Source organism: Mycobacterium sp. DBP42 (genome assembly GCF_005924235.1).
In the GTDB taxonomy this organism is placed as follows: Bacteria; Actinomycetota; Actinomycetes; order Mycobacteriales; family Mycobacteriaceae; genus Mycobacterium; species Mycobacterium syngnathidarum.
In genome coordinates this window covers 16,939-31,757 of sequence record NZ_VCMY01000024.1, presented here as the reverse complement: position 1 = coordinate 31,757, position 14,819 = coordinate 16,939, and the positions used below count along the sequence as shown (strand labels likewise).

General features: G+C 66.1%; 13 protein-coding genes and 1 tRNA gene. 9 read left to right on the top strand and 5 right to left on the bottom strand.

Annotated features, from left to right (window positions below; genetic code table 11):
* Window positions 1–48 precede the first annotated feature (48 nt).
* Entirely contained in the window at window positions 49–462 is a 414-nt protein-coding gene (locus tag E0T84_RS20235) for a VOC family protein (protein ID WP_138745326.1), read from the bottom strand.
* Window positions 463–511: 49 nt separating this feature from the next.
* On the opposite strand from E0T84_RS20235, the gene E0T84_RS20230 reads away from it, so the two are divergent.
* Both E0T84_RS20230 and E0T84_RS20225 read left to right on the top strand, forming a co-directional pair.
* Window positions 512–1,393, top strand: a complete 882-nt coding sequence (locus E0T84_RS20230; RefSeq protein ID WP_138745357.1) for an LLM class flavin-dependent oxidoreductase — start codon at window positions 512–514, stop codon at window positions 1,391–1,393.
* Window positions 1,394–1,775: 382 nt separating this feature from the next.
* Window positions 1,776–2,144 (top strand): hypothetical protein, encoded by a 369-nt coding sequence (locus E0T84_RS20225; protein WP_070185689.1) that lies wholly within the window; start codon window positions 1,776–1,778, stop codon window positions 2,142–2,144.
* A gap of 11 nt (window positions 2,145–2,155) precedes the next feature.
* On the opposite strand, the gene E0T84_RS20220 is transcribed toward E0T84_RS20225, so the two are convergent.
* Together E0T84_RS20220 and E0T84_RS20215 are read right to left on the bottom strand one after the other, a co-directional pair.
* Window positions 2,156–2,827, bottom strand: a complete 672-nt coding sequence (locus E0T84_RS20220; RefSeq protein ID WP_070185690.1) for a GntR family transcriptional regulator — start codon at window positions 2,825–2,827, stop codon at window positions 2,156–2,158.
* Between the two features lie 11 nt (window positions 2,828–2,838).
* Complete coding sequence (locus E0T84_RS20215; RefSeq protein ID WP_171055105.1) at window positions 2,839–3,996, bottom strand: acyl-CoA dehydrogenase family protein; 1,158 nt, start codon at window positions 3,994–3,996, stop codon at window positions 2,839–2,841.
* A gap of 402 nt (window positions 3,997–4,398) precedes the next feature.
* Between E0T84_RS20215 and E0T84_RS20210 the strand changes: the two genes are divergently transcribed.
* A complete protein-coding gene (locus E0T84_RS20210; protein WP_249383691.1) occupies window positions 4,399–5,061 on the top strand; it encodes a hypothetical protein in 663 nt (220 codons plus the stop codon).
* Between the two features lie 62 nt (window positions 5,062–5,123).
* Here the strand turns inward: E0T84_RS20210 and E0T84_RS20205 are convergent.
* A tRNA-Arg gene (locus tag E0T84_RS20205) sits at window positions 5,124–5,199 on the bottom strand.
* Window positions 5,200–5,304: 105 nt separating this feature from the next.
* Here E0T84_RS20205 and argS point away from each other — a divergent pair.
* The 6 genes from argS (at window position 5,305) to rho (ending at window position 14,076) form a co-directional block, all read left to right on the top strand.
* Window positions 5,305–6,954 carry an arginine--tRNA ligase gene (argS, locus tag E0T84_RS20200; RefSeq protein ID WP_070946807.1) on the top strand — a complete coding sequence of 550 codons (1,650 nt, stop codon included), beginning with the start codon at window positions 5,305–5,307 and terminating at the stop codon, window positions 6,952–6,954.
* Window positions 6,955–7,037: 83 nt separating this feature from the next.
* Complete coding sequence (gene lysA / locus E0T84_RS20195; protein WP_171055111.1) at window positions 7,038–8,375, top strand: diaminopimelate decarboxylase; 1,338 nt, start codon at window positions 7,038–7,040, stop codon at window positions 8,373–8,375.
* Window positions 8,372–9,691 carry a homoserine dehydrogenase gene (locus E0T84_RS20190; RefSeq protein WP_070185694.1) on the top strand — a complete coding sequence of 440 codons (1,320 nt, stop codon included), beginning with the start codon at window positions 8,372–8,374 and terminating at the stop codon, window positions 9,689–9,691. The genes lysA and E0T84_RS20190 overlap by 4 nt, the downstream gene beginning before the upstream one ends.
* A complete protein-coding gene (thrC, locus tag E0T84_RS20185) occupies window positions 9,688–10,788 on the top strand; it encodes a threonine synthase (protein ID WP_138745324.1) in 1,101 nt (366 codons plus the stop codon). Before E0T84_RS20190 ends, thrC begins: the two co-directional genes overlap by 4 nt.
* A gap of 5 nt (window positions 10,789–10,793) precedes the next feature.
* Window positions 10,794–11,741: a homoserine kinase gene (thrB, locus tag E0T84_RS20180; RefSeq protein WP_138745323.1), complete on the top strand. Its 948-nt coding sequence runs from the start codon at window positions 10,794–10,796 to the stop codon at window positions 11,739–11,741.
* A gap of 313 nt (window positions 11,742–12,054) precedes the next feature.
* Entirely contained in the window at window positions 12,055–14,076 is a 2,022-nt protein-coding gene (gene rho / locus E0T84_RS20175; RefSeq protein WP_138745322.1) for a transcription termination factor Rho, read from the top strand.
* Between the two features lie 71 nt (window positions 14,077–14,147).
* Here the strand turns inward: rho and E0T84_RS20170 are convergent, their stop codons facing one another.
* Window positions 14,148–14,780, bottom strand: a complete 633-nt coding sequence (locus E0T84_RS20170) for a TetR/AcrR family transcriptional regulator (RefSeq protein ID WP_171055104.1) — start codon at window positions 14,778–14,780, stop codon at window positions 14,148–14,150.
* Between the last annotated feature and the right edge of the window lie 39 nt (window positions 14,781–14,819).

Sequence of the window (14,819 nt, the reverse complement as noted above, 5' to 3'; positions counted from 1 at the left end):
GCGACACAGCGTTTTCCTCCGAATGCCGGTGGGGGATATCCCCCAGGCTTATTTGGGGGCGGTGAGCTCCAACGCGATGTTGTCGGGGTCGCGGAACTCCAGGATGTAGGACGGGCCGATGTCCTTGACCGGTTCATGCGCGATACCCAAGCCGTCGAGGTGGCCCGCGGCCTCGTTCAACTGGGAGATGTTCTTCAGCCGGAAGGCCAAGTGGTCCAGCCCGGTTCGGTTCTCGTCGAACATGTCACGCCCGACCGGACGCAGGCCGATCAGCGTTGCCCCGGCGTCGTAGATGACCCCGCCGAACAGAAAACCGAGACGGGCCCGGACCGCCGGACCGGCATCCTGCGGCAGCTCGATGAGGACCGGCCACCCGAAAACGCTCTCGTAGAACTGCCGTGACCGTTCGATGTCGGTGACCGTGAGCCGCACATGCGCGACCGACGACGTGGTGATGGCCATGGGTTCATGCTGCCACTCGACATGACAGAATTCGTGCGTGCGCGTGGGGATGACGATGCCGGTTATGGAACCTCAGTTGGATGCGACGACGCTGCGGTCCTGGGCGCACGTCATCGACGGGGGTCCGTTCTCGTCGCTGTGTTGGGGAGAGCGGATCGCCTTCGACAACCCGGACAGCCTGACCCTGCTCGGTGCCCTGGCGGCGTGGACCGATCGGGTGCGGCTGGTGACGACGGTGATCGTGCCGCAGCTGCACGATCCGGTGATGCTGGCGAAAGCCCTGTCGACCGGGGATCTGCTCAGCGGCGGGCGGTTGACCGTGGGTATCGGTGTGGGTGGTCGTCACGAGGATTACCACGCCGTCGGCGCCGATCCGGCGTCTCAGACGCGGCGTGCACTGGCCGAGCGCGTCGCGGTGATGAAGCGGGTGTGGGCCGGGGAGAAGGTCACCGAATCGGTGCTTCCGGTCGGACCGCCTCCGGTGCAGGCCGGCGGACCGCCCCTGCACATCGGCACCATCGGGCCCAAGACCATCCGTGATGCCGCGGCCTGGGCCGACGGCGTGGCAGGCACGACCCTGGACCTGGATCTGACCCGCCAGGCCGAATTGTTCGACATCGCCCGGACCGCCTGGGCCGAGGCCGGTAAACCCAAGCCCCACCTGGCCACCTCGTTCTGGTTCGCCCTCGGGAAACCCGAGGAGGCTCGCGCCCAGGTGCACCGGCACCTGCGCCGCTACATGAACTGGATCCCGGCCGAATACGTCGATGCCATGGCGCCCACGACCGGGTGGGCCGGTACCGAAGAGGAGCTGATCGAGATCCTCGGCAAGTTCGAGGACATCGGCACCGACGAGGTGCACCTGATCCCGACAAGTTCCGACATCGATCAGTTGCGTCGCGTCGCCGAGGTGGCACAAGGTTTCGCCTGAGCCTGCGCGCCGGGCCCCCACCAGCAAAACGTGAGCAAGATCATTTCGGCGGTCGCGCGTAGTCTGCATCTCGAAGCCGCGAGGAGTACCCGGGTGTTGCGGCTCTCCGCTGCCGCGGTGATCGACATTCTGGGACACCGCGAATATCCAGCATAAATGGGTCGGCGACGGCGGTGTTAACCCAGCGGTCACCTGGTGTTCGGTTTCGATGCAGCAAGCGCCGCGCGGTCGCAGGTCACGCGCCGACCCGCCCAGCGGGTTGCTCAGTTACAGCAAACTATCTCGGGAGCCGGTCACGGCGCGCGTTCTCGAGGTTCTGGGACTAGCGTTTCAAATTGGCGTCATCGTCAGACGGCGTCGAACGCGACAGTTGGGGACCCAGATGCACAAGAGTTTGATCGCCACGACCCTCGCCGCGGGGGCCGTCGGCGCCGCGGTCGCGCTCTCCGCACCGGCGTCGGCCGATTCCAAAGGCAACAGCACCGTGGGGTGCTCACCGTGTGACCGCGTGAACTCGTCGGTCACCGATGCCGTAACGGACGCCGCCAAGAGCGCGCTCACCGGCGGAGTGGACCTGCCCGAGAGCCCGATCGTGGAGAAGTGGACGAACTTCCCGGGCAAAACCGCCGAGAAGTGGGGTGGTTTCCCCGGCAGGACGGCCGAGAAGTGGGCGACGTTCCCGGGCAAGACCGCCGAGAAGTGGGGCGGCTTCCCCGGCAAGGTCCTCAAGAAGTGGACCGGACTGGGCTGAACCCAGACCGGTCAGGCGGTTGCGTCGTCCTGCGCCAAGTGGTCGGCCAGCAGCCTGCCGGCATTGCGGATGTGCCGGGCCATGGCGGCGCGGGCCTGGTCCGCGTCGTTCGTGCGGAGATGCTCGATGATCGCGCGGTGATCCTGGGCTGAGGCCTCCGGCCACCCTTCCACCGCCGCGAAGAACTTGCGCGGTGCGTACGCCAACGTCGTCTTGATCAGCCAGCGCATCTTGCGTGATCCGCTCAGCCGGTAGATCAGGGCGTGGAACTGATGATTGAGGCGCTCTTCTGCCTCGAAATCTTTTGCAGTAGCCGCCCTTTCGAGTTCATCTTGGATGCGTTCGAGCTCGTCGACCGTCGCCGGGGTGATCTTCACGGCGGCGCGGGCCGTGAGCTCACCGCCCAGCAGTGCCTGCGCGTCATAGATGTCGCGGATGTCGTCGCTCGACAGCGCAGTCACCATGAAGCCGCGCCGAGGCTCGACGGAAAGAAACCCCTCGGTCTGAAGCTGCAGCAGGCCCTCGCGCGCCGGCGTGGCACTGACCCCGAGCTCGTCGGCGACCGCCTCTGGGCGAATGAATTCTCCGGAATGCAGCTGTCCCGAAACGATCAGCTCCCGAACGTGGGCCGCGACCATGTCGGACAACCGCATCGGCGCCTGTCTCTTCGAATTCCCGGTCATGTCAGGGGGCCTCAGATGTCGAGTCCGCCGCGTTTGACCAACTGCTTGGCGATCACGCCACGCTGGATTTCGTTGGTGCCTTCGCCGACGATCATCAGCGGTGCATCTCGGAAGTAGCGCTCGACGTCGTACTCGGTGGAGTAGCCATAGCCGCCGTGGATCCGGACCGCGTTGAGCGCAATCTCCATCGCGGTCTCGGATGCGAACAGTTTTGCCATGCCGGCCTCCATGTCGCAGCGTCCGCCGGCATCGAGACGCTGCGCGGCATCGAGCAGGAGGCTGCGGGCGGCATAGAGCTTGGTGCCCATGTCGGCGAGCATGTTGCCGACCGACTGGTGCTGCCAGATCGGCACCCCGAAGCTCTCCCGGTCCTGCGCGTACTGCAGGGCGTCATCGAACGCCGCGCGAGCCACACCGGTAGCCCGGGCCGCCACCTGGATCCGTCCGACCTCTAGTCCCTTCATCATCTGCGCGAAGCCGCGCCCTTCAGTGCCGCCCAGCAGGGCATCCGAATCCAGATGGCAGTCAACGAAGTTGATCTCGCAGCTCTCGACGCCCTTGTAGCCCAGCTTCGGCAGGTCCTTCGAGACCGTGAAGCCGGGGACCTTCTCCACCAACAGGATCGACACGCCCTTGTGGGCGGGGGTGGCGGTGGGATCGGTCTTGCACAGCAGGGCGACGAGGCCGGCCTTGCGGGCATTGCTGATCCAGGTCTTCGACCCGTTGACCACATAGCCGGAGTCGTCCTTGGTCGCGACGGTCCGCATGGCCTGCAGATCGGAGCCGCCACCGGGCTCGGTCAGGGCCATCGTGGCGCGCAGCTCCCCGGTGGCCATTCGGGGCAGGTATTTCTGCTTCTGCTCCTCGGTGCCGAATTGCAACAGCAGCTTCGAGACCACGGTATGCCCACCCATCGCGCCGGCCAGGCTCATCCAGCCGCGGGCGAGTTCCTCGGTGACCTGGGCGTAGCAGGGCATCGAAACGGCGGCGAAGCCATACGGTTCCGGGATCGCCAGCCCGAAGATGCCCATCTCCTTCATCGTCTCGATGAGTTCTTCGGGGTAGGTGTTGGCGTGCTCGAGTTCGCGGACCACAGGCCGGACCTGCCTGTCCACGAAGTCGCGGACGGTTTCGACGATGGTCTGCTCTTCGGCGGACAAGGTGATCACTGCTGGCTGCCTTCCCTCAACTCTATGGAAAATATTCTATAGAGCTCTGTGTGCCGACTCGGATACTGTGTGCTCAACAGGGGAGGACCGGGGTGCATCGGCTAGTTCAAGGTCGCGGCGATGGTTGAGTGGAAGCGCACCCTGAGCGCGTTGCTGGCATCAGGGGTTGTCGTATCGTGTGCGCCCTCTGTGTCACCGGATGTGCGACAGTCGCCCAGCGCTGAGACGCCGAATACGGGTCAGCCGCCGAGCCGCCAGACACAAACCGTCAATTGGCCCGACAAGCTGAAGGATTTCCGCTTTCGATGGTCTGCTGAGCCGGGTATTGACCTGTACTCGGGTGCTGCTGTCCCACTGCGCGCGTATGCGGAGTCTTGGCGGGTTGCGCAGATGATGTCCGACATGAGCGCTGCCTACCCCGGATTCCAACGGGCAGTTCCTGCCAACCGTGAACTGACTGACCATTCTCCGCGGGATGCGCCCGCGTACATGTTGACCTTTGTCCGTCCGTCCATGGACGACGAACTCGACGAGATATATGCCGATAAACCGCGCTACGAATCAAAGCGGTTCTACGGCAACGAATATTTTCACATCCTGTCGTTGGATGAGGTCGACGGCGGCTGGCGGGCGTACCTGTGCGACGGGCTGTACGACATGTACCGCGATGGCAAGGACGGCTACAGCCCGGTAACCAGTTTGCGCGGTTGGACCGGACCTCCCAAGGAACCGATGAAGGGCATCCGGGTGTGGCACGTCGAATTGGCAGCCCCCGAGAATTCGGGAGCGAGCGCTCCTCAGAAAGGTGCCAACCCGGCTCCGATGGGCGACGTCTTCTCATCGTGGCGCATCCGAGGTGCGGCTCCCGACAGCAAGTGGGAATCGGCCCCGGGATTCGGCGGCAGCGACTATCACGAGACCTTTGCCGATTTCGAGCGCCGCCGGCAGCAATGTAGCGACCGGATGCCTGACACCCTTGATTCGCGGAATGCCGGCGACCAAACGATCAACAGGAAGCCGGATATGCAGCCCGCAGTGCCTGGCTGGCCGGACGTCACAACGTAGACACGGTTTCTGGATGGATACCGGAGCGGGCCATCGAATCTGACATTTCCGCAGTTCAGACGTGGTGCCCCCGGCAGGATTCGAACCTGCGGCCTTCTGCTCCGGAGGCAGACGCTCTATCCCCTGAGCTACGGGGGCGCGGGCTGAAGATCAGCTGCGCCGATTGGGCTTGCATAGCGTAGCGCATGGCAGCGTGAATACGGATTCGGGGCGCAGGGACCCCAGACCATAGGATGGACCCTCGTGACCCCCGCCGACCTTGCAGAGCTGCTCAAGGCTACTGCCGCCGCAGTGCTGACCGAACACGACCTGGACCCCGCCGCGTTGCCCGACACCGTCACGGTCGAGCGCCCGCGCAACCTTGAGCACGGCGACTACGCGACCAATCTCGCGTTGCAGCTCGGTAAGAAGGTCGGGGTCAATCCGCGCGAGCTGGCCGGCTGGCTGGCCACCGCGCTGGCCGCCGCCGATGGCATCTCCGCCGCCGAGGTCGCCGGACCCGGCTTCGTGAACCTGCGCATCGAGGCGTCGGCGCAGGGGGTCATCGTCACCAACGTGCTGACTGCCGGCGCAACCTACGGCAACTCGACCGAACTGGCCGAGAAGGTCAACCTGGAGTTCGTCTCGGCCAACCCGACCGGGCCCATCCACATCGGCGGCACCCGCTGGGCCGCGGTGGGCGACGCGCTGGGCCGGCTGCTGTCCACCCAGGGCGCCGACGTCACCCGCGAGTACTACTTCAACGACCACGGCGCCCAGATCGACCGGTTCGCCCGCTCACTGGTCGCCGCGGCCAAGGGGGAGCCGGCCCCGGAGGACGGCTACGCCGGCAGCTACATCAACGACATCGCCGCTTCCGTGCTGGCCAAGCGCCCGGATGTGATGAGCCTGCCCGACGATGCGCGGCAGGAAACCTTCCGCGAGATCGGCGTGGACCTGATGTTCGCCCACATCAAGGAATCGCTGCACGAGTTCGGTACCGACTTCGACGTGTACACCCACGAAGACTCGATGCACACCTCCGGTCGGGTCGACCAGGCCATCGCGAAGCTGCGCGAGACCGGCAACATCTACGAGAAGGACGGCGCAACCTGGTTGCGCACCACCGAATTCGGCGACGACAAGGACCGCGTCGTCATCAAGAGTGACGGCAACGCCGCCTACATCGCCGGCGACCTCGCCTACTACCTCGACAAGCGCAAGCGCGGATTCGACCTGTGCATCTACATGCTCGGCGCCGACCACCACGGTTACATCGCGCGTCTGAAGGCAGCCGCCGCGGCGCTCGGGGACAACCCGGACACCGTCGAGGTACTGATCGGCCAGATGGTCAACCTGGTCCGCGACGGCCAGCCGGTCCGGATGAGCAAGCGCGCCGGCACCGTGATCACACTCGACGATCTGGTCGAGGCCATCGGCGTCGACGCCGCGCGTTACTCCCTGATCCGGTCCTCGGTGGACACCCCGATCGACATCGATCTGGCGTTGTGGTCGAGCGCGTCCAACGAAAACCCGGTCTACTACGTGCAATACGCGCATGCGCGGTTGTCCGCGCTGGCCCGCAACGCCGCTGACCTCGGTGTCACCGCCGACACCGCACATCTAGATCTGCTGACCCACGAAAAAGAGGGCATCCTGATCCGCAACCTGGGCGAGTTCCCCCGGGTGCTCAAGGCCGCCGCTGCGCTGCGGGAACCGCACCGGGTGTGCCGGTACCTCGAAGACCTGGCCGGCGACTACCACCGGTTCTACGATGCCTGCCGCGTGCTGCCGCAGGGCGACGAAGACCCAGGGGAGCTCAACTCCGCACGCCTTGCGCTGTGTGAGGCCACCCGCCAGGTGATCGCCAACGGCCTGGCCATCCTGGGTGTCACCGCTCCGGAGCGCATGTGAACGCGCACCCCGCCGGGCCCCGGCACGCTGACGAGCTACACCATGCCGGTGCTCCGGAGAAGCCGCAGAGTCCAGAAGAAGTGATGCTGCTGGCCCCGAATGTGTGGCCACGCAACCTGGTTCGAGGCGATGATGGTGTGGTGTCGATCGCCGGGGTGCCGGTCACCGAATTGGCGGCCGAGTACGGCACCCCGCTGTTCGTGATCGACGAGGACGACTTCCGGTCCCGCTGCCGTGGCATCGCCACGGCTTTCGGCGGTGGTGACTACGTGCACTACGCAGCCAAGGCATTCCTGTGCAGCGAGATCGCCCGCTGGGTCAACGAGGAAGGCCTCTCGCTGGACGTGGCCACCGGGGGAGAGCTGGCGGTGGCCCTGCACGCCGGCTTCCCGCCCGAGCGAATCACTCTGCACGGCAACAACAAATCAGTCACCGAGCTGAGCACCGCGGTCAAGGCCGGAGTCGGGCACGTGGTGGTCGACTCCCTGATCGAGATCGAGCGTTTGAACGACGTCGCCGGGGCGGCGGGCATCCTGCAGGACGTGCTCGTGCGGGTGACCCCGGGCGTTGAGGCCCATACCCACGAGTTCATCTCCACCGCACACGAGGACCAGAAGTTCGGGCTGTCACTGGCCAGCGGCGCGGCGATGGAAGCGGTGCGCAAGGTGTTCGCCACCGACAACTTGCGCCTGGTCGGGTTGCACTGCCATGTCGGCAGCCAAATCTTCGATGTGGCCGGCTTCGAGGTGGCCGCCCACCGGGTGATCGGCCTGCTACGTGACGTGGTGTCGGAGTTCGGTGTCGACAAGACCTCCCAGATGTCGATCATCGACCTCGGTGGTGGTCTCGGCATTTCATATGTGCCACAAGATGATCCACCGCCGATGCAGGAGCTGGCAGACAAGCTCAAAGCCATCGTGCGCAGCGAGTCCGAGGCCGTCGGACTGCCCACACCGAAGCTGGTGGTCGAGCCGGGGCGGGCCATCGCCGGACCGGGCACCATCACCCTCTACGAGGTCGGCACCGTCAAAGATGTGGCGGTCAGCGCCACCGCGCAGCGACGCTACGTCAGCGTGGACGGCGGCATGAGCGACAACATCCGTCCCGCCCTGTACGGCGCCGAGTACGACGCGCGTCTGGTCTCGAGGTTCAGCGATTCGCCGGCAACCCTGGCCCGAATCGTCGGAAAACACTGCGAGACCGGGGACATCATCGTCCGTGACACCTGGGTCTGCGATGACATCGCGCCGGGGGACCTGATGGCAGTCGCCGCGACCGGTGCCTACTGCTACTCGATGTCGAGCCGGTACAACATGCTGTGCCGCCCCGCCGTGGTTGCCGTGAAAGACGGCAAGACGCGGCTGGTGCTCCGTCGGGAAACCGTCGACGATCTCTTGAGCTTGGAGGTAAGTGGTCAATGAGTGAGAAGCCCATCGGCGTAGCGGTATTGGGGCTGGGCAACGTCGGCAGCGAAGTGGTGCGCATCATCAACGAGAGCGCCGCCGATCTCGCGGCCCGCATCGGCGCCCCGCTCGAGGTGCGCGGCATCGGCGTGCGCAAGGTCTCCGGTGACCGCGGCGTGCCCAAGGAGTTGCTCACCGACGACATCGTCGAACTGGTGTCACGCGACGACGTCGACATCGTGGTCGAGTTGATGGGCCCGGTGAAGCCGGCCCGCAAGGCCATCCTGGCCGCCCTCGAGCAGGGCAAGTCGGTGGTCACCGCCAACAAGGCGCTGCTGGCCCAATCCACCGGCGAACTGGCGCAAGCCGCCGAAAAGGCGCGCGTCGACCTGTATTTCGAGGCTGCTGTGGCCGGCGCCATCCCGGTCATCCGCCCACTGACCCAGTCGATGGCCGGTGACACCGTGCTGCGCGTGGCCGGCATCGTCAACGGCACCACCAACTACATCCTGTCCGAGATGGACAGCACCGGAGCCGATTACAGCTCTGCGCTGGCCGATGCCGGCGCACTGGGCTACGCCGAGGCTGATCCCACCGCCGATGTCGAGGGCTATGACGCCGCAGCCAAGGCCGCGATCCTGGCGTCGATCGCCTTCCACACCCGAGTCACCGCCGACGACGTCTACCGCGAAGGCATCACCAAGGTGAGCGCCGCCGACTTCGATTCGGCCCGCGCCCTGGGCTGCACCATCAAACTGCTCGCCATCTGCGAGCGGCTGACCACTGACGAAGGCAAGCAACGGGTTTCAGCCCGTGTCTATCCGGCGCTGGTGCCGTTGACGCACCCGCTGGCTGCGGTCAACGGTGCTTTCAACGCGGTGGTGGTCGAGGCCGAGGCAGCCGGCCGGCTGATGTTCTACGGCCAGGGTGCCGGGGGAGCGCCGACCGCGTCGGCGGTGATGGGCGACGTCGTGATGGCCGCGCGCAACCGGGTCCAGGGTGGCCGTGGTCCGCGCGAATCCAAGTACGCCAAGCTGCCGATCGCACCCATCGGATTCATCCCGACCCGTTACTACGTCAACATGAACGTCTCCGATCGGCCGGGTGTGTTGTCCGCCGTGGCAGCCGAATTCGCCAAGCGCGAGGTCAGCATCGCCGAGGTTCGCCAGGAAGGCATGGTCGACGAAGAGGGGCAGCCGTGTGGCGCCCGCATCGTCGTGGTCACCCACCAGGCCACCGACGCCGCGCTCTCGGAAACCGTCGAGGCGCTGGCCGACCTCGACGTGGTCCAGACCATCAACAGCGTGCTGCGTATGGAAGGAACGAACGCATGAACCCCGGGACGCAAGGAAAGACCAGTGCAGGGCCGGTGCACCGGCCCTGGCCGGGATTGATCGAGGCTTACCGCGATCGGCTGCCGGTCGGCGACAACTGGACGCCGATCACCCTGCTCGAGGGGGGCACGCCGCTCATCCATGCCAAGCGTCTGAGCGAACTCACCGGCTGCACAGTGCATCTCAAGGTCGAGGGCCTCAACCCGACCGGCTCGTTCAAGGACCGTGGCATGACCGTGGCGGTCACCGAGTCACTGGCGCGTGGTCAGCAGGCGGTGCTGTGCGCCTCTACCGGCAACACCTCGGCATCGGCAGCGGCCTACGCCGCCCAGGCCGGTATCACCTGTGCGGTGTTGATCCCGCAGGGCAAGATCGCGATGGGCAAGCTGGCGCAGGCGGTCATGTACGGCGCCAAGATCATTCAGGTCGACGGCAACTTCGACGACTGCCTGGAGCTGGCCCGCAAGATCACCGCCGATTTCCCGACCATCGCGCTGGTGAACTCGGTCAACCCGTACCGCATCGAGGGGCAGAAGACCGCCGCATTCGAGATCGTCGACGCGCTGGGTACCGCCCCCGACGTGCATTCCCTACCGGTGGGCAACGCGGGCAACATCACCGCCTACTGGAAGGGCTACAGCGAGTATCACCGCGACGGCATGTCTGATCGACTGCCGCGCATGCTCGGCACTCAGGCTGCCGGAGCCGCCCCGTTGGTGCTGGGCGAGCCGGTCAAGGAGCCCGAGACCATCGCCACCGCAATCCGGATCGGTTCGCCGGCGTCGTGGTCCGGCGCGGTGGAGGCGCAGCAGCAGTCCAAGGGCCGGTTCCTGGCAGCAACCGACGACGAGATCCTCGCCGCGTATCACCTGATCGCCCGCAGCGAAGGCGTGTTCGTCGAGCCCGCGTCGGCAGCCAGCGTCGCAGGATTGCTCAAGTCGATCGAGGACGGTTGGGTCAAGCGGGGATCGACGGTGGTCTGTACCGTCACCGGCAACGGTCTCAAGGACCCCGACACCGCGCTCAAGGACATGCCCGCTGTCACCGCGGTACCGGTCGATCCGGTTGCCGTCGTCGCGAAGCTCGGACTGGTCTGAGCCTGGTGAACACCACCCTGCCCGCCGGACTCACCGCCACCGCTGTCGTCGCAGCGTCCAGCGCCAACCTCGGCCCAGGTTTCGACAGCCTCGGGCTGGCGTTGAGCCTCTACGACGAGATCATCGTCGAGACAACTGAATCCGGCCTTCGGCTGGAGGTCGAGGGTGAGGGCGCAGGTCAGGTGCCGTTGGATGACACGCACCTGGTCGTGCGAGCCATCGAGGCAGGGTTGGCAGCCACCGGACACCGCGCTGCGGGCCTGATCGTGCGGTGCCGCAACGAAATTCCGCACTCGCGCGGGCTCGGATCCTCGGCCGCGGCGGTTGTCGGTGGGCTCGCAGTGGTCAATGGCCTTGTGGTGCAAGTTGGTTCGGACCCGATGCCCACCGAACAGCTGATTCAACTGTCCAGTGAGTTCGAGGGGCATCCCGACAATGCCGCGGCGGCAGTGCTCGGGGGTGCGGTGGTGTCCTGGACTGAAGCCGACGACGACGGGCGGCCGCACTATCGGGCGGCGTCGGTACGGATACATCCGGACATCCGGCTGTTCCCTGCCGTCCCGCAGCAACGGTCGTCCACCGCCGAGACCCGTGCCGTGTTGCCCGACCAAGTCAGCCACTTCGACGCGCGGTTCAACCTCAGCCGCGCCGCGCTGCTCGTCGTCGCGCTCAGTGAGCGCCCGGATCTGCTGATGTCGGCCACCCAGGACGTGTTGCATCAGCCACAGCGCGCCGCAGCCATGCCGGCCTCGGCGGAATACCTGCAGCTGCTGCGGCGTTATGGGGTGGCAGCGGTGTTGTCCGGGGCCGGGCCTACGGTTCTTGGACTGAGCTCACAGGCGGGACTGCCTGGTGAGGCTGTGGATTACGGCACCGCCAACGGGTTCACCGTCAAGGAAATGTCGGTCGGAGCCGGCGTCCGCTGGACGTCGGGTGTGGCCGCCAGGAGCTGACGATTGAGCAGCGCAGGAAGAAGCAGACACCACACGCCCAACGTTGACGTTGCTTGATTACTTCACCAAAGCGAGTTATTCTCGCTCTCGTCCAGCACTCGCAGGGTCTCTGCCTGCGTCGACACCAGGACGACCACCCAATCTTCTTGTGTTCTACTCGTGGACTGACGGTTCGCCGTATTTCGGCGAATCCTGGCGATCGCCGTTGCGCAGGCGACGGTGTGAGCTACGCGCTCAGCGGTTCAGCTGATCGCGCATCGACCTTTGGGGAACCCTCGCACTACCTGATGAGCGGGGGAAAGAAAGGAACTCCGTGACAGATACGGACCTCTTCACGGCTGACAGCGCCAATGGCGCTGGGGATATACCGCAAGCCGTGACATCTGAAAGCACCGCGACCGCTGACACCGCGGCACCGGCTGCTGCCTCTGCGCCCGGATCGGACACCGCGCGGCGCGCTTCGAGCGCCCGGCCCGCGTCGCTGTCGACCATGGTGCTGCCCGAGCTGCGAGCGCTGGCCAAGGAAATCGGTGTTGAAGGCGCGTCCGGTTTGCGCAAGAGTGAGTTGATCGCAGCTATTCGCGCCCATCGTGGCGAATCCAACGGTGCCACCGAGGCTCCCAAGAACGCTCCCGCCGACGCCCAGCCGGACGCCGGCGCCGAAGCCGCTGAGCAGCCCGCGACCCGTCGTCGTGAGCGACGCGGATCCTCGCGTCAGGCCGGTGCCCCGGCAGCCGACGGCGCCGACGCCGCCAAGAACGACACCGCCGGCGCTGCCGACGAGGCTGTCAAAGCGGAGGCGAAGACCGAGGCCGCCGCCGATGCCGGCACGAAGGACGCGCAGTCTGCCGAGCCGCAGGACAAGCAGGACCGGCCTGCCAAGCAGGACAAGCGCGACCGCCAGGAACGGCGTGAGAAGCGCGAGCAGTCCGAGGGCGACAACAAGGGCGACAACAAAGACAACAAGGGCGACCGCGACCAGAAGCAGGACAAGGGCCAAGGTCGTGAGCAGTCCGACCAGTCCGACGACCAGCAGAATCGCGGCGGCAACTCGTCGTCCGGCGACGACGACGGTGAAGGCCGTCAGGGGCGTCGCGGCCGTCGGTTCCGCGACCGTGACCGTCGCCGCCGCGGCGAGCGTGGTGGCGACGGCGGTAACGAGACCGAGTTGCGCGAGGACGACGTCGTCCAGCCCGTCGCCGGCATCCTCGATGTCCTGGACAACTACGCATTCGTCCGCACGTCGGGCTACCTGGCCGGGCCGAACGACGTCTATGTGTCGATGAACATGGTCCGCAAGAACGGTCTGCGTCGTGGTGACGCGGTCACCGGTGCGGTCCGGGTGCCCCGCGAGGGCGAGGGCGGCGGCAACAACCCGCGGCAGAAGTTCAACCCGCTGGTGCGTCTGGACAGCGTCAACGGTGGTCCGGTCGAGGCGGCCAAGAACCGGCCCGATTTCACCAAGCTGACCCCGCTGTACCCGAACCAGCGGCTGCGCCTGGAGACCACGCCCGAGCGGCTGACCACTCGCGTCATCGACCTGATCATGCCGATCGGTAAGGGACAGCGTGCCCTGATCGTGTCGCCGCCGAAGGCCGGCAAGACCACGATCATGCAGGACATTGCCAACGCGATCACCAAGAACAACCCGGAATGCCACCTGATGGTGGTGCTCGTCGACGAGCGTCCCGAAGAGGTCACCGACATGCAGCGTTCGGTGAAGGGTGAGGTCATCGCCTCGACCTTCGACCGGCCGCCGTCAGACCACACCCAGGCCGCCGAGTTGGCGATCGAGCGGGCCAAGCGCCTGGTCGAGCAGGGCAAGGACGTCGTGGTGCTGTTGGACTCGATCACCCGTCTGGGACGCGCGTACAACAACGCGTCGCCGGCCTCGGGCCGCATCCTGTCCGGTGGTGTGGATTCCACCGCGCTGTACCCGCCGAAGCGGTTCCTCGGCGCCGCCCGCAACATCGAACACGGCGGCTCGCTGACCATCATCGCCACGGCGATGGTCGAGACCGGCTCCACCGGCGACACCGTGATCTTCGAGGAGTTCAAGGGCACGGGCAACGCCGAGCTCAAGCTCGACCGCAAGATCGCCGAGCGCCGGGTGTTCCCCGCGGTCGACGTGAACCCGTCCGGTACCCGCAAGGACGAGCTGCTGCTGTCCCCGGACGAGTTCGCGATCGTGCACAAGCTGCGCCGGGTTCTTTCGGGCCTCGACAGCCACCAGGCCATCGACCTGCTGATGAGCCAGCTGCGCAAGACCAAGAACAACTACGAGTTCCTGGTGCAGGTCTCCAAGACCGCCCCGGGCTCAATGGACGTCGACTAGGCGGCCGCGCGAGCAGACGCGAATGTCCCCATTTCTCTCGGGAAATGGGGACATTCGCGTCTGCTCGGCAGTTAAGCGCGTAGGCCGGGCATGAGGTAGCGCCGAACCTGGGCCAGTACCGCGTCCAGATCACTGGGGTCCAGTGTGTTGCCGGGCACGGTGGCCAGCGAGATCAATACTCGCGCAACCCATTCCGATGCCTCGGAAATGTCGATGTCGGCCCGGACCTCGCCGCGGTCGCGGGCGGCGGCCAGGTACGGCGACCAGAATTCGGCCAGGTCGGGGATCATGCCCTGCACGCCGGCACCGGCACAGGCGGCGAATTCCTCGGGTTCGTCGGTGCGGAGCTTCATCAACACCGCGCCTGGATCGTCGTACGCCCTCAGGCCGTTGCCGACGCCCCAGGCGATCTGGCGGTCCAGGCCGTCGATCTGCTCAAGCATGGCCTGGGCTTCCGACCAGAACGTGTCATTGAGCCGGACGATCACCGCGCCCAGCAACGTCACCTTGTCCGGGAAGTGCCGGTACAGCCAACCGCGGGACACCCCTGCGGCCTCGGCCACCTCCGATACGGTGGTCGCGCGAATCCCCTTGGTCCGCAAGCATTCTTCGGCAGCGTCTATCAGTCGATCTCGCACGCTGCGGGGTGCCGTGGTGCTGGTCAACTGCGGCGTCTCCTGGTCTTTGGATCGGGTCAGGTACATGATTGTGCCAAGGGCGTACCCGTGGCGCCACAACCATGG

Excerpts from the sequence above, each read along its gene's own strand:
- E0T84_RS20235 (WP_138745326.1), bottom strand. The coding sequence starts at position 462 with ATGGCCATCACCACGTCGTCGGTCGCGCATGTGCGGCTCACGGTCACC.
- E0T84_RS20230 (WP_138745357.1), top strand. The coding sequence starts at position 512 with ATGACGATGCCGGTTATGGAACCTCAGTTGGATGCGACGACGCTGCGG.
- E0T84_RS20225 (WP_070185689.1), top strand. The coding sequence starts at position 1,776 with ATGCACAAGAGTTTGATCGCCACGACCCTCGCCGCGGGGGCCGTCGGC.
- E0T84_RS20220 (WP_070185690.1), bottom strand. The coding sequence starts at position 2,827 with ATGACCGGGAATTCGAAGAGACAGGCGCCGATGCGGTTGTCCGACATG.
- E0T84_RS20210 (WP_249383691.1), top strand. The coding sequence starts at position 4,399 with ATGAGCGCTGCCTACCCCGGATTCCAACGGGCAGTTCCTGCCAACCGT.
- lysA (WP_171055111.1), top strand. The coding sequence starts at position 7,038 with ATGCTGCTGGCCCCGAATGTGTGGCCACGCAACCTGGTTCGAGGCGAT.
- E0T84_RS20190 (WP_070185694.1), top strand. The coding sequence starts at position 8,372 with ATGAGTGAGAAGCCCATCGGCGTAGCGGTATTGGGGCTGGGCAACGTC.
- thrC (WP_138745324.1), top strand. The coding sequence starts at position 9,688 with ATGAACCCCGGGACGCAAGGAAAGACCAGTGCAGGGCCGGTGCACCGG.
- E0T84_RS20170 (WP_171055104.1), bottom strand. The coding sequence starts at position 14,780 with ATGTACCTGACCCGATCCAAAGACCAGGAGACGCCGCAGTTGACCAGC.